Source organism: Desulforapulum autotrophicum HRM2, assembly GCF_000020365.1.
In the GTDB taxonomy this organism is placed as follows: domain Bacteria; phylum Desulfobacterota; class Desulfobacteria; order Desulfobacterales; family Desulfobacteraceae; genus Desulforapulum; species Desulforapulum autotrophicum.
The window spans coordinates 2,789,105-2,809,034 of the sequence record NC_012108.1 but is presented as its reverse complement, the minus strand read 5'-3'; the positions used below and the strand labels follow the sequence as shown (position 1 = coordinate 2,809,034).

Sequence of the window (19,930 nt, the reverse complement as noted above, 5' to 3'; positions counted from 1 at the left end):
ATGTGTTCAAAATAAGCCCAAAAGTCATCACAGGATAAGGTCCACACGGCAGGGCGGCTTGTTCTCCTTGAGTTCCACAAGCCCCTGGTTTGATATGTGAAGTTCTCCCAGCACCACAAGGCCCAGCAGACTCAAGGTCATCTCCATGGAAGGATGGACACACCCTGCCCGTTTGAGTGCCGCCTCCACAAGGGTGAGCTGGTCGGCTGTTTGTTCAATACTGTCAAGGCCCATGAGCCCTGCCAAAGGAAGGGCTATATGACCTGCAACTTTATTGTCAACAACAACGGCAATGCCACCCTTTGATTCAATGATGGTATTGGCAGCGAGTGCCATGGCCTTGTCGTCGGTTCCAACCACAAGCAGGTTATGGCAGTCATGGGCGATGGTGGATGCATAGGCAGCCCCTGGTTTCATTCCTGTTCCAGACACAAACCCCAGGGCTTTTGAACCGTCGGATTTTGGGTCCCCGGAGTTGGATTCACCTGGACTCACCAGGGGCAGAATGTCCTGGCGGGTGTGGCGGAAGAACATCCCCACCTTGGCAATATCTTGAGCAGGACACGCCCCTATCACGCCCGATTCAGGAACCAGTACGGCGGTTTGTGACCGGGTGTAAACCATTCCGGGAACCATACCGATCACCCTGACGGTTCGGGGTGTATTGTCTGGAACCGGTATTGAAAAATCCGTCTGCCTGAGGGGGGGCATATGAACCGTATTCAATGCCCAGTCCGGGTAATCGTGGTGTCCAATCTCAACGGTCAGCTTGCCGTTTCTGGCAACCGGAATACCGTCGCTGATGACCCGATGGACATGAAAGGTTTGAAGGTCATCCACCAGCAGAATATCAGCAGATCGGCCAGGGGTGATGGAACCGATCCAGCGGGATTTTTCCAGGAGCTGGGCTGGATTGATGGTAACCATTTGAATCGCTTGGACCGGGGAAATGCCAAGGCTGACAGCTTTTCTTAAAACGCGTATCAGATGTCCCTCGTCCCGGATGGTGGCAGGGGTGACATCATCGGTGACAAGGGTGAAAAAGCGGGTGTCGATCCCCGGGTTGTCTGTAATGGCCGGGATCAAATTGGGAAGGTCAAGCCAGGCCGATCCGTAACGCTGCTGCACGTACATCCCAAGCTGGGCCCGTTTCAAGGCACCTTTCGCATCCGTGCTTTCATGGCAGGCGGTCATGCCTGAGGCGATAAAGGCATTCAGTCCGGCGTTAAGGTCTTCCCCCGCATAGTGTCCGGTAAGCACACGGTTGGCACGGATGCCCTCTGCAGTGATGTCATGGACCCTGGAGTCACCAAAGATAACCCCAGGAAAGTTCATCTGTTCACCCTGGAGTTCGGCCCAGCCATTTTCATACCCGGTTCGCACCTCAATGGGCCCTATTGTTGCCCCAGCATCTTCAAACCCCGGAAGGGAGGGAACGCAAACCGGCATGGCTGTCAGCACCTTGAGGGGAAGCCCCTCTGAGCTTTGCTTGAACAGTTCCACAGCCCTTAATCCGAGCACATTGGTCATTTCGTGGTTGTCCGGACAGATGGTGGTGGTGCCGTGGGGAAGAATGCCTGCAGCAAAAGAACAAAGATCCACCATGGAACTTTCAACGTGCATGTGGGAATCGATAAGGCCCGGCATGAGGTAACGGTTTTCAGCATCGATAATCCGGGTGTTTTCATCGGTCCTGACGTGGGATGCATCACCCACCAGGGCGATGTATCCCTTGTACACAGCAATGTCCATGTTCGGTTGAACCTGGGCCGTTATCACATTGACAAGGCGTCCGTTTTTGATGATAAGATCGGCCGGACATCTGCCCATGGCCACCTGGGCAAGCTGTCGGGCAATTTCATCATAGGGAAACCGTCTGAAATTTTTTAACATATGGAACTCCATTTGAATCAAGTTGCCTTTCAGCCCCGTTCACCTTTGCCATGGGGTATAACGCTTTTACCACGGGGACTGTTTTTTTTCATTAAAAATTGAACAACCAGACCAATATGTGATAGATCCTTTTAGATTATAAATAATTAACACCCCCATTACTTTTGTCAAACAAGAGGAACAGCCCGTGCCGATAATTACTTTTAATGCATTTTCTTTTCTGCAAAAAAAACTCAAACAAAAAAATATTGCCTATTCAAATGTAACCATGGACCTTGCTGAGGGAACCTGTGTATCGGATCTGATCCTTGGACTTGGACTTACCCCTGGTGATGTTGAGGTGGTTTTTATTAACGGCAGGGTTTCCTCGACAAACACTATTATTGCGGATCAAGACCGGATTGCCCTTGTTCCCCATGGCACTCCCGGCCCCTACCGGGTCCTGCTTGGCTTTAAGAACAAACAACCTGACACATTACCCAGGTCTGAATAACAATAATGAGGAAATGCTTATGATCGATTTTATTCAACAGTACGGCCCTGTAACCCAGGCGCTTGCAGCAACCCTGTTCACCTGGGGTGTCACTGCTGCAGGAGCGGCCCTTGTCTTTTTTACCCGAACGGTCAACCCCAAGCTTATGGACTGCATGCTCGGGTTTGCCGCAGGTGTAATGATTGCGGCAAGTTTCTGGTCGTTGCTTGCCCCGGGGCTTGAGATGGCGGAACAGATGGGACAAATCGCCTGGCTTACTGCAACCATCGGGTTCATGGGCGGCGGAATTTTCATGCGAATTACCGACATGGTGCTGCCCCATCTCCATTTGGGTATGGACCTTGACCATAGCGAGGGAATTAAAACCTCGTGGCAGCGAAGCACCCTGCTGGTTCTTGCCATTACGCTGCACAACATCCCGGAAGGACTTGCCGTTGGGGTCGCTTTTGGCGCTGTGGCAGCCAATCTTCCGTCCGCCACCATTGGCGGTGCCGTTGCCCTTGCCATCGGCATTGGTCTTCAGAATTTTCCAGAAGGCGCTGCTGTTTCATTGCCCCTTAGAAGGGAGGGACTGAGCCGTACAAAAAGTTTTTTTATGGGGCAGTCTTCGGGAGTCGTGGAACCCATTGCAGGGGTGATCGGTGCCATGTTTGTTGTTTATATGCAGGAATTCCTGCCCTATGCCCTCTGCTTTGCAGCCGGTGCCATGATTTTTGTTGTTGTTGAAGAACTGATCCCCGAATCCCAGCGGAATGAGGCAAATATTGACATTGTAACCATGGCAACCATGGGGGGGTTCAGCGTTATGATGATCCTTGATGTGGCCCTTGGCTGATTGTTACCGTTTATTTTTAACCGATGGAGGCTTTGCCCATGCTTGTCAAACACTGGATGACCAAGAATGTTATTACCGTTGATACTGATTGCACCCTTGAAAGGGCCATTTCTTTCATGAAATCCTACAAGATCCGGATGATGCCCGTGCTGAAGAACGGTGTACTAAAGGGTGTTGTCACAGACCGAGACCTGAAGCGTGCCTCGGCTTCAGATGCCGTCAAAACGACCCATGTGGACCGTGCGACCCTTGCCTCCCTCGCCAACATGAAAATAAGCACCATTATGACGAAAGATCCCATCCGTGTGCCCTATAATTACTCCATTGACGAGACTGCAGAACTGCTGCTTGAAAATAAAATATCCGGAGCTCCTGTGGTGGATGATATGGATAATCTTGTGGGCGTGATCACCCAGACCAACGTATACAAGGCCCTTATCTCATTAACGGGCAAACGGAAAAACAGTGTCCAGGTCGGCGTGGTGATCAAGGATACCAGAAATGCCATTCAGGAGATTGACGATCTACTTGAACACCATGGCGGGCGGATCATCAGTATCCTGACTTCGGACGACAACATGCCCAAAGGATATCGCAAGGTGTTTGTCCGCCTGGGGGGGGTTGACCGCATCAAGCTTGATTCCATAATTGACGGTATCCAGTCAAAGGGAGAGCTTATCTATGTCATTGACCACCATGACAATATCAGGATGGTTTACAAATAGCTCCTTTGCCGAAACGCTACAGTTCCGGTAGACCCTGGATCATTGGCGCTGCCCTGGTGGCACTTTTTCTGGGTGCCCTGGATGCCCTGATCATGTCAGCTGCCATGCCCACCATCATCTCCGACCTTGGCGGGCTTGATCTCTATGCATGGGTCTATTCAGCCTATTTTCTGGCAAGGGCCGTGTCTTTGCCTGTGTTTGGAAAGCTGTCTGACCTTTATGCAACAAAAAAATTATTCCTGACGGCTGTGATCCTTTTTATTTCGGCCTCAGCCCTGGCCGGGGCGTCACCCTCCATGGGCGTTTTAATCCTGGCACGGGTGTTCCAGGGCCTTGGTGCAGGCGGTATCTTTGCCCTGGTCTACGTGGTACTCTCCGATGTTTCATTGCCGGGTCAGCGGGCCAAAACCCTCTCCCTTGCAAGCTCTGTTTGGGGGATCTCAAGCCTCATCGGTCCCACCCTGGGTGGTTTTATAGTCACCTTTTTTTCCTGGCGCTGGGTTTTTTTCATTAACCTGCCCCTTGGAATGTTTTCCCTTGTGGGCATTGCGCTTTTTTTTAAAGAGTTCAGGGATAAACCCAAAACGGTTCACCTGGACTGGGCCGGCCTGACCTTCATGTCTGGATCAATTCTCGGGCTTTTGATTCTCGCCATGGTCGGCGGGCGGGATCTTCCCTGGAATTCTATCCAGATCATCGTTCTTGCCCTTGTTACGATACTCTTTGGTGCTGGTTTTTATGTGGCGGAAAAAAATGCTGTGGACCCCATTCTGAACCTTGATTTTTTCAAGTACCCGGGATTCGGCCTGGGTAACGCCATTGCCTTTTGCGCAAGTTTTTCCATTTTTGCCCTGTTTGCCTATGCCCCCCTGTTTCTCCAGGGAGCCCTTGGACGGACCCCCCTTGAGGTGGGATATGCCATGCTCTCTTTGAGCCTTGGCTGGTCATTTGGGTCGATTTTGATGGGGAGAACCATCCATCGCTTTGGTCGTAAGCGAGCCACCATTGCAGGCATACTGCTCCTGGTGGCAGGTTGCGGTCTGACCCTTTCTTTTTCAAGGGACACCACTCTTGTCCACTGTTTCTTTGTCTTTTTAACAGCAGGATTTGGCATGGGATTTATCACCCTTTCCACCCTTCTGGTGGTCCAGGACAGCCTTCCGGCAAAGCATCTGGGAATTGCCACCTCCCTTCACCAGTTTTCAAGAACCCTTGGTGGAGCCATTGGGGTTGGTGTGTGCGGGGCCGTTGTCACCACTCGACTCCTGAATGGCCTGGAAGCTGCTGCAGGCAAGTTTCCAGCAAACCTTTTGCCCCACATCAAGGAGAGCATGGAAAATTTGTTCCAGGTAGATTTTCTTGCATTGATTCCCCAGGCAAGTGAGATACTCCTGAAGCAAGCCGTTGCAAACGGGGTGTTTGCAGGCTTTGTCGTGGTGTTTATCGCCTCATTGGTTCCCCTGTTGCTTTGTTTCTTTCTGCCGGGAAAATCTACGGATTTCTCTTGACAGGCGTACACCTTTAAATGCTAATGTGATATATTCGTTCAGTTGGATCGGCCACGTATTTTCTTCAACATTTCATCCCAGAGAATGTTTATAGGATGTGGGCCATGAAAACAACCTTACCGAATATGGATAAATTTGAACGGGCTGTTTTTGAAAAACGAGATTCGTTTTCAACGCTTATTGATTTTTCAATCAACCTTATGGGTGCAAAGCAGGCCGGACTTCTCTACGGCACAAACCACAGCAATGAATTGTTCATCTCACCGGATCAGTGGGACCGGGGAGTTATCCATCGTTTTAAAGGCAGGGGGATAACCGGGGTTTATCTTAAATTGTTCGGCAAGGCGATCATCCGGTTCAAGGGGTTGTCACCCGTGGCGCTGTATAAACAAGAGACACCGGGAATAATCGTTAACAATGATGGAATCATTGCCTATCTTCTCCGAAACTACCGGGATTTTTATGATAACGGAGTGAAAATCGTCATTGTCAGGGAGATTTCTGGGGGTATCCGCGATGGTGATTTTTTAAACCTGCCGGTTCTCTCCTATGACGGCAAAGGATTTAATTCCCTTTTCGACCTCAAGGTGAATTCGGCCATCACCACACAGTTCATTGTGAAGAATTTCATAGGGGCCTATGTCCCTGATTATGGGGCGCTGATGGTCGATACGGTTGATCCTCTTCTTCTGCAGTGGGAATCGGGCGAGTTTATCCACGACCTTGAGCTTAAATGTCGCCTTGATTGCTTGATCCAGGCCATTGAAATAGCCTCCCTTGCCTGCCTCAGGCATGTGAATGGACAAAGGGCCGTTGAAGCCCTCTGGCGAAAGGAAAAGGCCCTGAGAACACTGGCTGTTGAGCTTAAAAAAAAGCAGGCCGATATTGAGCGGCAAAAAAACTATCTCATGGCTGTGGGTGCTGTTACAGAAGCCATGGTCAACATGGAACCGGTCAGAATCGATGATGGTGTATATGCCTTTGTGGATATGGTGGGTTCAACCAGGATAAGGGACTTTTACTCGGCCAGGGATTTTTTTTTCATGACAAATCAGTTCCGGGAGATCGCGGCCAACCTGACCGCCTGCTTTGCCTGCCGCCTTGATAATTTTATCGGTGATGCTGTCTGTCTTCAGAGTGCCTCGGTGTTTGATTCTGAACAGCTGGACTATACGCCAACGATCCATGAACGAGCGGTTCTGATGACCCTGCTTCTTGCGTCGTTTTTCAGGGAACTTGATCTGCTTGTACAGGGGCTTCACCCCATGGATCCCCATCAGCGGGTGCAAAAACTTTTAAGACAGAAAAAACGTTGTCTTGAATTTCGATCCGGCGTGGAGGCCGGACCGGCAACCATCGGGCCCATCGGAAGTATGAAAAGAAGAATGGTAACGGCCATTGGCGTAGCTGTGGACCGCGCCGCACGCCTTGAGGCAAGCGGTTTGCCAAACAAGATCCATTTGAGCCCCACGGTGATGCGGCTTTTAAATGAGGCAACTATTTCCCCATCGACAAAATTAGTTTATTCCATCATGGGAGGTTTTAGTCCTGAGCTTGATCGCATGTATGAAAGGGAAAAAACGCTTCTTGAAACCGCCGGAAGCATTGGATTCATGGATTTATACCGTGCGGGGTTTCCCCCTTCCCAGCCCATTGTAACAGAAAGAAGCCATGTGCAGTACAAGGAGTTTTCAAGCGAGCGAACCTATATTCTCGACTGGAATAAAAGATCTTTGTCCCAGAACATCTGTCTTGGCATATGAGCTTAGGCCCATGATCAAAATAAAACCTCCCACATGGTGTGTCTTTTAAGCCGTCTTCTTCGTTGCCTTAATGGGCACATATTTTTAATATGCCCCCATTAATGCGCCTTGAATACGACTTAAAATTTTACGCCATGTTTTGGAAGATTTTATTCCGATCATGGGCCTTATTCTTTTTGAAAATTTAAGGTATGCTCGTCCAACGCCCTGATGATCTGCCGGGTTTTTTCTCCAATTCGTCCATCCCCAATAGTTGTGTCGTCTATTTTTACAACCGGAACAACCCCTTTGTTGGTTCCAGTGATGAAAACTTCCTGTGCACACAATAATTCTGTCAGGGGGATGGGTCTGAGCTCGACGGTCATTATTTTTCCGGCAAGGGAGAGGATCACTTTCCGGGTGATACCCTTTAACACCTTGTCCTCTGGTGTAACAAGGTGTGCGTTTAAAACGGCAAACAGATTGCTTGTGGTGCCCTCCTTTACAAAGCCGTCCCGGTTGACATACAGAGCTTCGACCGCCTGGAGGCTTTTGGCCTTTTTCAGGGCAAGGGCTGCAGGAATATAGGAGAGACTTTTGGCTTCGGGTACTTCACGCTCCTGATTAACGGTGATAACCTTGACTCCGTTTTGATACCATTCCGGGGGAAGGGGTGGGATCCGGGTTACAAGTACGATGAGTCTCGGGTTGCCCTGGGGGGTAATAAAGTCTGTGCTTGATCCACCTGTAACAATGATCCTGATGTTTGCCTCAGTCATTTCCCTGTTTCTGTCCAAGGTCTCAAGGACAATGGCCTTGATTTCCTCAAGGCGCCATTTTAAAACAATATCCACAGCCCTGGCCGACTGTTCAAGCCGTTCCAGATGCTCCTTAAGAAAATAGGGCTTTCCCTGGAAGGTCCGCATGAGGTCGCATACCCCGATCCCCCTGAGAACGGCAAGATCATCCACCGGGATGACCGCTCTATCAGACGCTACAAACTTACCGTCAACGTAAAATATTGCCAACAGAACTCTCCTCTGAATCAATTTAACCTGTATTGTTGAAAATCTCTGCCCGATAGTATACATGAACTATGGATGAAAAAGGAATAAAAAGAGAGGAAAATTGATGGATCTGTTCAAAGGGCTGTTGTTTAATTTAAGGGGGCTTGTCCTTGGCCTTCGGACCCCCCGCCTTTTAGTGCTCGGTATGATGAGATTTTTGATTGTTGTGGGGCTTGCACTGTTTTTTTCAGGAGTGATTCTTTTCTGGCACCAGGAGGTGTTGAATTTTGTCTGGACCATGCCGGAATCGGGTTTTTTGTTTTTTTTGTGGCAGGCGGTTTCATGGCTGCTGTCCGTGTTTCTTGCCGGGGTGGCCTGCCTTTTTTCCTACCTTGTCGCTCAAATTTTCTTTTGCGTATTTTTAATGGACACCATGTCAAGAATAACGGAACGTATGGTCACCGGCGTTGAATCAGGGCCCCGGCATGTTTCGGCCTTAACAATGGTCGTTCACCTGCTTTTGCAGGAAATACCCCGGGCTTTTATTCCCCTTGCTGCCATGGTTGTTCTCATAATCCTGGGGTTGCTGACACCCTTTGGTCCAGTAATAGCGCTTATATCATCCCTTGTTGCAACCACCTTTCTTGCCTGGGACAATACCGATCTTGTCCAGGCCAGAAGGCTTGATCCGTTTCAAGTTCGGTTTTCAAAGTTCAAGCGAACCCTGCTGTTTCACATGGGGTTTGGACTCTGGTTCTTGATTCCCTGGGTAAATATCATCTTTCTTTCATTTGCTCCAGTGGGGGGAACCCTTTATGCCATTGAGAATAAAAAAAATCAGAACTTGGCGGACAACGAAAATGTATCCGGCAATAAATTTCGTTGATTAAATTCATCTGGCCTGGGAACCTAAAACGCCGAAGCCACGACATTCTTGCAGAGACAGTTTCCAATAAATGCTCTTGTTTTGCAGCAGTTAAGGGGTGTATTGGCTGCAATCATACGCTTAATTATTTCCCCCCTGTTCAGGGTAAGGTAAGTTGCTTTTGCCGAGGCATCCCTGCCGATTTCCGATAGAATTTTATACTCAGAATCCAGCAGATAGAGCCTTGACTGGTAAAAGGCAATTTTTTGATCAATGGCTGAACCATAGATAGCTGTTTTTTTATGCATTTCAGAAGAAGTATCAGAATATGCCACAGATGCCATGAGTGTTAAAACAGCCAACACTGCCAGAAAAAGGGTTTGCCTGAACATGACGACCTCCTTTGCCTTGTTTTTTATCGCCGGATACAGAAAAAACCATTTTTTTAGGGTCTTAAAGCATTTCTTATTTACAGTGTAGGATGTTTTTTTGACAAAGACAATTGGGGATAGCCTTGTTTTGTTTTGTTGATTTCAACCCAAGGCAGGACAAAATTTCATTCAGACAGTTGCGCTACGGAGCATTTGGGGCTTTTTTAAATTGCAGTTTAATTACCCAGATGGGTAAGAAACAGGGAGTTTCAAATCAGGCCCTTTTTTTTTGCCTTAGCAAAGGCTTCCCTTCGATTGGCAGCTTTTAATTTTGAATGGATTTTTTTCACCTGGCTGTGGACCGAATGGATGCCGATTGAAAGGGAGGAAGAGATCTCTTTGTATGTGAGCCCCTGCTCCATGAGCTTAAGAATTTTAATTTCCCTTGGGGTTAAGCATGATTCCTGGATGATCTGATTTGCGTGGAGATGGTGGATGATGATTCTTGCAATTACAGGGGTCAAGGGAACCCCCCCGCTGTACAGGACATGGACCGCCTCGAGAAACTCAACCGGGGTGCCGCCTTTAAGCAGGTAGCCGCTGGCACCGGCCCTGAATGCCTGGAGGACCGTATCAGGATTGTCTTTTGTGGAGTGTACAAGAATTTCTGTTTCTGGATAGCGACTTTTAATGGTTTTTATCCGTTCAATGCCCGTTGCCACCTGTTTTCCAAGGCAGGTGATAAAGATATCGACTCGCCCGGCCTGGAATGCACGGATTGCCTGTTTCAGGATTGTACATGGAATAACGGATTTTATATCAGGATCACTGGTGAGAAGAATGGTATAGTACGTGAGAAGCTGACGCTGATCCTCTACAATGACTATTTCCATGGGCGTCTCTTGCGTTTAATTTGTAATATATATTATAATCATTTATTCCGATTGATTTCAATAAAAAAAGAATGGGGGGATGGGGTGCTGTGCTTTAGAGACAACCAGATAGACCAAGGGGTTGTCCACCTGGCTCTGGACAAAAACAAACCCCAGGCAGCCAGCCGGGAGGCTGTATTATGCAGTTTTTGTTACAATGCCGTCACAGACACGGACAATTGCATTGCAGTGAATGGTTCCCACGCCCATATTTTTGCAAATCCCCACGGGTATGTCTATGAAATAGCATGTTATAAAAGAGCTGATGGGTGTGTGGCTCTACCTGTACCGTCGGTTGAATTTTCCTGGTTCAAGGGGTATTACTGGCAGGTGGCAATCTGTAAAACCTGTTCAAGCCACCTGGGGTGGTTTTTCCAGTCAAATGAGTCGTCCTTTTTTGGACTGATCCAAAAGTATCTTATTGGTTGATCATAATCGGTTCATGGGAAATAGTAAAAAAATATTTTGACACAACCGGATATTCATATATAATATTTAAGATAGGATTTCTGTCCGACAGGTTAATCTCTTACATTAACTTAACAGGGTTGATTTTCCCCTGTTAAAAACAATAGCGGAGTATTAAAATGGAGAGCACCCAGCAAGTCTATGGAAAACGATCAACAACGGATCGAAGATCCCCGGTTGACAGGCGTATAGTAAATTTAGGCCCGCAATATTTGAATCCTGACACAAGAAAGAACAGTGACAGAAGACAGGGTTGGGAAGACAGGAATGGATGGGAGCGTACAAGCCGGTGGAGCAGTGCTCCCATTTTTCCAAAGATTCCCTGATGTTTACATCGTCCCGTCCAGTGCCTTTGAAACGATTTCGTAAACGTCCCTTGAAGGTTTCTGAATCGTAATGATACGTTTTAATTCCTGCTGCATGCGAGATTGCCTGTTTTTATCATATCTTTTCCAGTGGTTAAAACCCGATACCAACCGGGCTGATATCTGGGGATTTGATCGGTCAAGGGCGATGATCTGATCGGCAACAAAGGTATACCCTTCCCCTCCAGGCGTGTGGAATCCCATGGGGTTTTGAAAGGTAAACGCCCCCACAAGGGACCTCACCCTATTGGGGTTCTTTAAGGAAAAATCAGGATGCCCGGATAGCTTGACCACTTCGCCAGCCCCATGGTCACCCCTTGCAACCGCTTGAACCGAGAACCACTTGTCAATGACCAGGGGATCTTTTTTCCATTTGTTGTAAAATCGTTCAAGGGCCACAGTCCTGTGGTCAGTCGTCATCTGGGAAAGGGTTGTCAGTGCAGCTATTTCGTCGGTCATGCTGTCGGCCTGGTTGAACTTTTCAAAGACAAAATCTGCATCTGCCGGTGTGTCAAGACTGCCCACATAGGCGATCAAAAGATTCTTAAGGCTTCTTTTGGCCATGGCGGCAAATGAAATATCTGACGCCGGAACCGATGCACATTCATTGATAATTGCCATGGCCCTTTCCCGGACCTGTTGCGCAATCCCCTGTTTAAGAAAGCATCTTACCCTGTGAATACCTTCCACATCAATGTTCTCGTAATTTTCTCCGATTTCATTTTCGTCGGGAAGGGTGAGGATTTTTGCCCCAAGTGCCCTATCCGTGTGGGCACCATCAAGGGCCAGGTCAAATGCCGCAAGCACATGGGGTGACACCCCACCAAGGGGTTCCTTTTTTTGCGTTTTTTCAAGCAGGCGGTCAATCTCCCTGAAGTAAAGTTGCTGGGCTGCATCCCAGCGGTTAAACGGGTCTGTATCCCTTGCCATCAAAAAGGCGAGGTCTGTGTCTGAATAGTCGGTTTCAATTTTGACCGGCGCTGAAAACCCCCTGAAGATTGAAGGAATGCATTTTTCCGGCACGTTCTCAAATACCAGGGAATCTGTTTTGGTTTTGAGATGAAAGAGACCGCAGTTTGGATTATTTATTTCATTGCCGTCTTTGTCCAGAAGTCCGATTTGCACGGGTATGTGCATGGCCGATTTTTCTTTCTGGTTCTTGTCTCCGGGGGTGGTCTGGGAAAAATTAAGGGTCAGGGTCCCTGTCTGGAGGTCGTGGGTCTGTACCATCTTGACCCTTGGCGTTCCAGATTGGGAGTACCAGAGGCGAAACTGTCCAAGGTCCACGCCACTTGCCTCTTCCATGGTGGCAACAAAATCTTCAGTGGTGACGGCCATGCCGTCAAATTTTTCAAAGTAGAGATCCATGCCCTGCCTGAAACGTTCAGATCCAAGGATGAGGGATATCATGCGGATCACCTCAGCACCCTTGTCATATACGGTCATGGTGTAAAAGTTGTTCATCTCCATGTAGGATTCAGGCCGGACCGGATGGGCCATGGGGCCGGAATCCTCTGAAAACTGGCCGGCCCTGAGTTTTCTGACATCGGCGATGCGCTTGACTGCCCTGGAGTTCATGTCAGATGTAAACTCCTGATCTCTGAAAACCGTCAATCCCTCCTTGAGGCTCAATTGAAACCAGTTTTTAAGGGTTACCCGGTTGCCGGTCCAGTTGTGGAAATATTCATGGGCAATGACTCCCTGGATTCCCATGAAATCGATGTCTGTTGCTGTTTCAGTACTGGCAAGGACATATTTTGAGTTAAATACGTTAAGCCCCTTGTTCTCCATGGCACCCATGTTAAAGTCGTTTACCGCAACGATCTGGTAAAGGTCAAGGTCGTATTCGCGTCCGAATTTCTCCTCATCCCAGGCCATGGCTTGTTTGAGGGCAGTCATGGCGTGGCCGCACTTGTCCTTATTTTCAGGTTCCACATAAATCCTGAGGTCAATAAGTCTGTTGGAGCAGGTTTTAAAAGTGTCTTCGATGCAGACAAGATTCCCTGCCACAAGGGCAAAGAGGTAGGAGGGCTTTTTAAAAGGATCCTTCCAGTGGGCGTAGTGCCTCCCGTGGTCAAGGTCACCCGTTTCAATCAGGTTCCCATTGGAGAGAAGGACCGGATATTTTTCCTTGTCTGCCGTGATGATACATGAATAGGTTGTCATGACGTCGGGCCTGTCTGGGAAACAGGTGATTCTGCGAAAACCTTCTGCTTCGCACTGGGTACAGAACGTACCTCCCGACCGGTACAGTCCAGACAGGGCCGTATTATCCTGGGGTTTTATCCGGGTGGTAATTTCAAGGGTAAAGGTTTCCGGGACCTTGAAAAGGGTGAATTTGTTGTTTTCATGTCCATATTCGCCAGGACAGAGAATCATATCCTCGGCAATGACCGAGACAATTTCAAGGGCCTCACAGTCAAATACAAGCGGAGTCTGTGCATCTGCGATTTCATTGTTTCGCCTTATCTTCATCAGGGATTTTACCAGGGCGTGGTCCTCATGAAGATCAAACTGAAGATCGATGCTGTCGATCCAGTATTCCGGTTGCCTGTAGTCTTTAAGGTATTTTATCGTATGCTTTTCCATTTGAAATTAATAGTCCCACATCTGGTTTTTGTCAATAGTGGGGATTACGGTTTTTCACGGGGAGTTCGTTGTTGATATATAGATTGTTTTTCTATATAGTGACCCCCATCTTAACCATGGAATTAACGGGGATTATCCTTTACATTAAATAGCTGATAAGGAGAGGTGTAAAATGAACGATTTATCTCAAATCACGTTTTACAGCGGGGGTCACAGGGGGGCTGAGGCCGAATTTGGCAAGCTTGCCGAGCGTTTTGGAATCAATGAGGTCAACTTCAGTTTTGAAGGGCATGTGGCTGATCGACAGGCCGGTATAACCGTCTTGACCGCTGAAGAGCTTAAAAAAGGCGACGTGAGTATGGATATTGTCTCAAAACGCCTGGGTAGAAATTTTTCAAAGGTAGAAAAAATTCGTAAGGTTATCCAGTCCATTTTCCATATGGTTAACAAGGGCTACCAGGTCTTTGTTGTGGGATGGATACTTCCGGACAAAACCGTCAAAGGTGGAACTGGATGGGGTGTTGAACTTGCTAGGCTATTTAATCGGCCGGTTTTTGTCTATGAACAGGATAGAAAAGCCTGGTTTTCCTGGATCGACAACGCCTGGAAGGAGGTGGTCCCGACCATCTCCCACAAGACCTTTGCAGGGACAGGAACCCGCAATATTACCGAAGATGCCAAGGTGGCCCTTGCCGAACTGTTTGAACGATCCTTTAAATAGATTTTAATTAAATTGATACCTGACATGGCCGGAGCTTGATATCGGCTCCGGCCATACCCACCCATTGATGCCTGCCCATTTAACCATGGGAAAAAAGATTTTGACATTTCATGTCATCGGCCTTTAAATTTTTCCTTGAGCCACGCCTTTGCCTCGTTGTTTACCCCCATAATTTTTCGTGGACGACCCTTTAAGACGCCCTGGGTTTTTAGATCCGCAAGGCCCAGGGGCTTTCCCAACGTTTTCACCTGGACAAATTTAATCACCAGGGGACTTTTTCGGCAGAAACGAACGATTTCACTATAACTCCAGGCCGTTCTTGTGCCAAGAAACCGGACTATTCCAAGGGGAGACGTGGCAACAAGGGTTTCCTTCACCACCCCCATGGCTGTGATGGCGCAGGGTCCCTGGGTACGAAAGATCAGAAGCGTGTCTCCGGGGGTAATTTCTGGTGCAGGGGTATTGACCAGGCAGACTCTCTCCATGGCATTGCCCTGGGGACCAAAATATGGGAACAGGGGTAATTGCATCTCAAGTTCCGGAAAAAGCGTCCCATGAAAAAGGGGCGTCAGCGGCAATACCCAGGTATTGTTATCCATCAATGGTGTCACCTGGATTGACATCGGGTCAGTCCACTTAAACCCAACGGATTGCACCAATTCTGCAATTTTATTGTGACCGGGAAACGCAGAAAAACGGATCTGTTCGTCCCCATGGACTGTTGCCCTGTCAAAAACAGCCTTGAGCAGCAGTGCACCATACCGACTGAAGGGATAGGGATCGGCCACATGGAAAAGGCGTATGGCAGGTCCTTCCAAGGTCTGTTCAACTACGCATATGCCGGCAATCAAGGATTTATCCCCATCCCGGATCACAAAGGCATTGACCTGTTCTTTCCTCAATCGTGCAAGCAGGGCCTTAAAAGTGTTATCTTGTTCTTTTGGACTTGCCATTGTCCAGAAAATCGAGTTTTGCTCACGGATTAATGAGAAGCAAATTTCTTCAACCCTTGGCCTGTCCGGGGCCGTAATTTCAAAGAGATCCTTAACAAGCCCCAGAGCATCACTCAGGAACAGGACCCGCGTAGAGAGACCCAGGCGCCCTGCCCTGGCATGCAGGGATGGTTTTTCCGTTACCAGAAAATCAACCCCATCGGTTTTAACTGCTGCCAGAAATGCGTTTTCCAAATAATCGACAGACCCTTTTTTCGGGAACCCCACCTGATCCTGTTCAAAAACCGACAGCGGGACCGTGTCATCGACCCTGTCATACGCGGCCATCTGTTCTTTTATCTGCGTTTCCCGGTCTCCCTGACACCGCAGACCCACGGTTTCAAGGGACAAGGGGTGGACAAAGAGGGTGCATCCATATTTTTTTGCAAGGCGATGAAAACATGCCGCAGAATAGGGGTGAACGCCCAGATCCTCATCACCCCACGGTCCAAGGGAGAGAATGATGTCGGTGTCAACTAAAAATTTCATTTGAACCTATCACTGGTTCGCCTGTTTAAGGATTTGTTCAAACCTTGATCGGATGGTTTCCATCCTTTTCCGGTTGACCCCAAGATCGCTGTAGCCTTTTCGTGAAGCAGATCTTACATGTATGACGGATTGTTCTGGGAAATAAAACTCCACATCATCCACAAACCCCATCAAGTTTGTGGTGAAGGTTACCCGAAGGTACCGTTCTTTTTTTTCTGTTATCTTGCTCCCCGCCATGGCCTGGACGGTAGATACAAGCGTGGAATATGCTTTTTCTGTTGCTCCCGTGTAGGCCAGGGGAGGGATAAAATGGGTTTTGTCGGCCGCATCTGCCTGACTGTTAACGCAGTTGGGTGAACCCGGGCAGGATTTTAATTGACCATTGTCTGTGCCCAGATCCGTTGGATACCTCCCGGTACACCCCCAGAACAAGCCCAGGGCAAGGGCTCCCAGTACCATGAAATGTCCGAATCCCATTGTCATTCCCCTTATTTTTGAATTCATACCTGTTTTTATCCATACTTACCCTATTACACGGCGTTTGAAAAGAAATAGCCTGCGTAAATCACCATGGACGGCGTCTATCAATCCATCTTTACAACCATTCCCTTACTTGATATAACCGGCATAACCTGGGAAGGGTATCTGCTATGGCTGCAACGAAATTTGTAACCAGAAAGTTCCACTGGTGTTTCTTCAGTGGGAGTTTTACATAAAAATTGCCCAGGATCTTTTTGGAGAACGTTTATATGAGAAAGCGACAAAAGGAAGCAATTCTAGTCACCTTTCTTAAGGAAAAAGAAAAATATGAGAAACTTGCTGAATATATCATTCAGTTCTTCAAGGAGGACCCGTCTTCGCCCAAGGAGAATCTCCATACCATCCTGTATCGAATCAAAGAAAAAAAACGATTGATCGAAAAAATCGACGAAGAAAACAGAGATCTTGAAATGGGTGTAACACCGATAACACAGCACAATTTTCAGGAAAGAATCAACGATCTGCTTGGCATCAGGCTGATCTGTCTTCGGCTTTCAGATATTGATAAAATCAAAGCCTATCTTGAGCTGCTGGTCGAAGAAAAAATGCTGAAATTTCTTCGAAAACCAGACCACAAACGATCATTTATTTTGCCCGTGGACCCCGGTGAAAGCATTCCTGATGGGCTTTCTCTTAGATATAGCGGGTACTCTTCCATTCATTTTCAGGTGACACTTGGAGAGCTTTCAGATGCACCTGCTGAATTAAAAAAACTGCAGATTGAATTCCAATTGCGCACCATACTTGAAGAGGCCTGGGGTGAAATTGACCATAAGTACCGGTATTCCCTCAGCCGAAGCGGCGTCAAACTTCCCGAGCACATCCACACGGGTTTCCAGAACCTGAGTGCCTATCTTCAGGCGGCTTCTCTCCATGCAGAACATTTGTGCCGGCAGACAGAGGCCCATCAGGTGGTGACCACACGAAAAACAAGAAAAAAGAGTGTGACCAGGGATAAATCCATCCAGGTGGTTTTACCACCGGCCTTTCCCGTTCTCATGGAACAGACCTTTGGCTTCAAGCCAACCGTGCGAACCCTTGCCTATCTCTTGAAACGCCTTGATGAGGCCGGTTATGCCGAAGAGCCCCAGGTGGTTTTCCAGAAAGTGCTTACGCGAGAGCGTTTGACAGAATTCAGCACTATTTTTCAAGAAGTGGTCAACCAAAAGCCATTTGAGGATAAAAACAAAAGAAACCTGGATGCCATAAATGCTGTTAACTTTGCCCTGTCCAATGAGGTTCAGGGAAACCGGGTTGCCGTTGAAGGGTTAAAGTCTATTTTGAGAAAAAAGAAAAAACGTTCCAGATAATCAACCGCCCTCTTTCACAGGTTTGAATTCTGGCCAACATGCTCAATATCCTGGATAAAATTGACAAAATGAAGTTTTTATATTTTTAATGGGATAATCAAATGAAAGCAATTTTACCACAAAATGAAGCAGAGCGGCTGGCAGATTTAAAAAGGTGTGAAATCCTCGATACTGCTCCTGAATCAGCCTATGACGATCTCACACGACTGGCTTCCCATATTTGCGGCGTGCCCATCTGCCTTATTTCCCTGGTGGACAGTGATCGGCAATGGTTTAAATCCAAAATCGGTTTAAATGTGGAGGAGACACCCCGTGATCAGGCATTCTGTGCCCACGCCATTCTTGAACCCGACATCATGATTGTTCCGGACGCCACCCTGGATAGCCGTTTTTTTGACAATCCCCTGGTACTCAAGGATCCCCGCATCCGGTTTTATGCAGGCGCACCATTGATCACGCCCAGGGGCAACGAACTGGGAACGCTGTGCGTGATTGATCAGAAACCGCGAAAATTGACGGTGGAACAGGTTGAATTGCTGGGCATACTGGCACGCCAGGTCGTCACCCAGATTGAATTGCGCCGCACAGGCATAGAACTTCGAAAGGCCTGGGAGGATTCAAATAACCTGTTGCTGCGGGTGCTTCCCGAATCCATTGTCGAGCGGTTAAAACAAGGAGAAATTCAGATTGCCGACAACTTTGAAAATGTGACCATCCTTGTGGCCGAGATTGACAATTTTGCGATGATAACATCGGAACTTACGCCAACCCGCCAGATTGAAATCCTTCGACAGATGTTCAGCCGTTTTGACGACATTATCACACAAACCGGATTGCAAAAGATCAAATCAATGGGTGTTACCTACTATGCCATTGGTGGCGCTCCGTTACCCCATGCCGATTCTATAAATGCCATGGCGGATGTGGCCCTGAAGATGCAGACTCAAATGCTTGACCTTAACGATGAAGGGGTTGGCCCCTTTTCCCTTCGTATCGGCATTGCCTGTGGTCCTGCCGTGGCCGGCGTCATCGGGACCAGTTTGCTGGGGTACGATCTTTGGGGGCCGGCAATCAGTGCTGCCCAGGCAATGGAATCCTCCTCACCGCCGGGAAGCATCCAGATTACCCAGGATGTGTTTGAACAGTTACACCATGGGTTTCTGACCGAATCCCGCGGCGGATATTATGTGGCTGACCTGGGCGAGATGGCTTGCTATCTGCTCAAGGGCAAGCAATGAAATGGCTCCGTGGGGGCAGGAAAACGGGCATGGGCAATCCCCTGTGGCGATTACTGGGCGCCCTGGGTAAATCCACCACCGCATTTGTCAGTATGGCTGTTTACCTGACGGCCCTGGCCTTTACCATACTGGTGCAGGCCACAAAGCCCCGGCACTGGCGCAGAACCGTTCGAAAAGCATTCAGCCGCCAGCTTCTGGAAACGGGTATAAAAACCATCATTCCCGTGGGACTGGTTGCCCTGTTTATTGGGGTCCTGGTCGTCATGCAGGCCCAACTCTGGCTGGGAAAATTGGGACAGACCGAATGGCTGGGGCCTTTGTTTGTGGTGGTTGTCGTTCGGGAACTGGCCCCGCTGCTGACAAATCTGATCATGATTCTTCAAAACGGGTCTAAGATGACATCTGAACTGGCAGGGATGACGGTGTCCGGGAAGGTCAGGATGCTTGATGCACAGGGGATTGATCCTTTGATCTATCTAATCCTGCCCCGTGTGACGGCAACGGTGGTTTCAACTTTTTGCCTGACCCTGCTGTTCATTGTTTTTTCCCTTGTCAGCGGATACCTGTTCAGTTTTGCCCTGGGACTCAGGCTGCTGGCGCCCCAGATTTTTTTAGATCAGATTCTGCGCGCCCTCCAGTCCAGGGATCTGTTGAACCTGTTGTTGACCGGTATGATCCCGCCATTGTTAACCACTGTTATCTGCTGTTCAGAAGGCCTTTGCCTGTCGTTGACCCGTGCCACGGTTCCCAATGCAACAAGCCTTGCCCTGACCCGCTCAACGGTCAGCTTGTTTCTCATTTCTGTAACCATTTCCGTCCTGACCTATCTGTGACACATGAAAGAAGA

The 19,930-nt window shown here is 48.4% G+C and carries 18 protein-coding genes; 11 read left to right on the top strand and 7 right to left on the bottom strand.

Features of this window, described 5'->3' with window-relative positions:
• Positions 1-27: 27 nt before the first annotated feature.
• Positions 28-1,893 carry an adenine deaminase gene (locus tag HRM2_RS12240; protein ID WP_015904321.1) on the bottom strand — a complete coding sequence of 622 codons (1,866 nt, stop codon included), beginning with the start codon at positions 1,891-1,893 and terminating at the stop codon, positions 28-30.
• 187 nt (positions 1,894-2,080) lie between these two features.
• Here HRM2_RS12240 and HRM2_RS12235 point away from each other — a divergent pair, with 187 nt between their 5' ends.
• The 5 genes from HRM2_RS12235 (at position 2,081) to HRM2_RS12215 (ending at position 7,217) form a co-directional block, all read left to right on the top strand.
• The gene (locus tag HRM2_RS12235; protein WP_015904320.1) at positions 2,081-2,386 is read left to right on the top strand and encodes a MoaD/ThiS family protein; all 306 of its coding nucleotides are present in this window, start codon (positions 2,081-2,083) and stop codon (positions 2,384-2,386) included.
• A 19-nt stretch (positions 2,387-2,405) separates the two neighbouring features.
• Positions 2,406-3,221 carry a ZIP family metal transporter gene (locus HRM2_RS12230; RefSeq protein WP_015904319.1) on the top strand — a complete coding sequence of 272 codons (816 nt, stop codon included), beginning with the start codon at positions 2,406-2,408 and terminating at the stop codon, positions 3,219-3,221.
• A gap of 38 nt (positions 3,222-3,259) precedes the next feature.
• Positions 3,260-3,946, top strand: a complete 687-nt coding sequence (locus HRM2_RS12225) for a CBS and ACT domain-containing protein (RefSeq protein WP_015904318.1) — start codon at positions 3,260-3,262, stop codon at positions 3,944-3,946.
• Positions 3,947-3,951: 5 nt separating this feature from the next.
• Positions 3,952-5,454, top strand: coding sequence for a DHA2 family efflux MFS transporter permease subunit (locus tag HRM2_RS12220; RefSeq protein WP_015904317.1), 1,503 nt, complete (start codon positions 3,952-3,954; stop codon positions 5,452-5,454).
• Positions 5,455-5,558: 104 nt separating this feature from the next.
• Positions 5,559-7,217 (top strand): adenylate/guanylate cyclase domain-containing protein, encoded by a 1,659-nt coding sequence (locus tag HRM2_RS12215; protein ID WP_015904316.1) that lies wholly within the window; start codon positions 5,559-5,561, stop codon positions 7,215-7,217.
• A 167-nt stretch (positions 7,218-7,384) separates the two neighbouring features.
• Here HRM2_RS12215 and HRM2_RS12210 read toward each other — a convergent pair whose 3' ends face one another.
• Positions 7,385-8,224: an aminotransferase class IV gene (locus HRM2_RS12210; RefSeq protein ID WP_015904315.1), complete on the bottom strand. Its 840-nt coding sequence runs from the start codon at positions 8,222-8,224 to the stop codon at positions 7,385-7,387.
• Positions 8,225-8,327: 103 nt separating this feature from the next.
• On the opposite strand from HRM2_RS12210, the gene HRM2_RS12205 reads away from it, so the two are divergent.
• Positions 8,328-9,089 carry an EI24 domain-containing protein gene (locus HRM2_RS12205; protein ID WP_015904314.1) on the top strand — a complete coding sequence of 254 codons (762 nt, stop codon included), beginning with the start codon at positions 8,328-8,330 and terminating at the stop codon, positions 9,087-9,089.
• 23 nt (positions 9,090-9,112) lie between these two features.
• Here the strand turns inward: HRM2_RS12205 and HRM2_RS12200 are convergent, their stop codons facing one another.
• Together HRM2_RS12200 and HRM2_RS12195 are read right to left on the bottom strand one after the other, a co-directional pair.
• A complete protein-coding gene (locus HRM2_RS12200) occupies positions 9,113-9,460 on the bottom strand; it encodes a hypothetical protein (protein WP_015904313.1) in 348 nt (115 codons plus the stop codon).
• A 248-nt stretch (positions 9,461-9,708) separates the two neighbouring features.
• Entirely contained in the window at positions 9,709-10,332 is a 624-nt protein-coding gene (locus tag HRM2_RS12195; RefSeq protein WP_015904312.1) for a response regulator transcription factor, read from the bottom strand.
• Positions 10,333-10,383: 51 nt separating this feature from the next.
• On the opposite strand from HRM2_RS12195, the gene HRM2_RS12190 reads away from it, so the two are divergent.
• Entirely contained in the window at positions 10,384-10,800 is a 417-nt protein-coding gene (locus tag HRM2_RS12190) for a cereblon family protein (protein WP_232364009.1), read from the top strand.
• A 368-nt stretch (positions 10,801-11,168) separates the two neighbouring features.
• On the opposite strand, the gene pepN is transcribed toward HRM2_RS12190, so the two are convergent.
• On the bottom strand, positions 11,169-13,793 hold the full coding sequence (pepN, locus tag HRM2_RS12185) for an aminopeptidase N (protein ID WP_015904310.1): 2,625 nt from the start codon (positions 13,791-13,793) through the stop codon (positions 11,169-11,171).
• A gap of 172 nt (positions 13,794-13,965) precedes the next feature.
• Between pepN and HRM2_RS12180 the strand changes: the two genes are divergently transcribed.
• Positions 13,966-14,514 carry a hypothetical protein gene (locus tag HRM2_RS12180; protein ID WP_015904309.1) on the top strand — a complete coding sequence of 183 codons (549 nt, stop codon included), beginning with the start codon at positions 13,966-13,968 and terminating at the stop codon, positions 14,512-14,514.
• Positions 14,515-14,627: 113 nt separating this feature from the next.
• On the opposite strand, the gene HRM2_RS12175 is transcribed toward HRM2_RS12180, so the two are convergent.
• A complete protein-coding gene (locus tag HRM2_RS12175) occupies positions 14,628-15,995 on the bottom strand; it encodes a PIN domain-containing protein (RefSeq protein ID WP_015904308.1) in 1,368 nt (455 codons plus the stop codon).
• A 9-nt stretch (positions 15,996-16,004) separates the two neighbouring features.
• Positions 16,005-16,499, bottom strand: a complete 495-nt coding sequence (locus HRM2_RS12170; RefSeq protein ID WP_202944699.1) for a DUF1499 domain-containing protein — start codon at positions 16,497-16,499, stop codon at positions 16,005-16,007.
• Positions 16,500-16,744: 245 nt separating this feature from the next.
• On the opposite strand from HRM2_RS12170, the gene HRM2_RS12165 reads away from it, so the two are divergent.
• The 3 genes from HRM2_RS12165 (at position 16,745) to HRM2_RS12155 (ending at position 19,916) form a co-directional block, all read left to right on the top strand.
• Positions 16,745-17,845, top strand: coding sequence for a GTP pyrophosphokinase (locus tag HRM2_RS12165; protein ID WP_015904306.1), 1,101 nt, complete (start codon positions 16,745-16,747; stop codon positions 17,843-17,845).
• A gap of 101 nt (positions 17,846-17,946) precedes the next feature.
• Complete coding sequence (locus HRM2_RS25235) at positions 17,947-19,083, top strand: adenylate/guanylate cyclase domain-containing protein (RefSeq protein ID WP_015904305.1); 1,137 nt, start codon at positions 17,947-17,949, stop codon at positions 19,081-19,083.
• Positions 19,080-19,916, top strand: coding sequence for an ABC transporter permease (locus HRM2_RS12155; protein WP_015904304.1), 837 nt, complete (start codon positions 19,080-19,082; stop codon positions 19,914-19,916). The genes HRM2_RS25235 and HRM2_RS12155 overlap by 4 nt, the downstream gene beginning before the upstream one ends.
• The last annotated feature ends 14 nt before the right edge of the window (positions 19,917-19,930 follow it).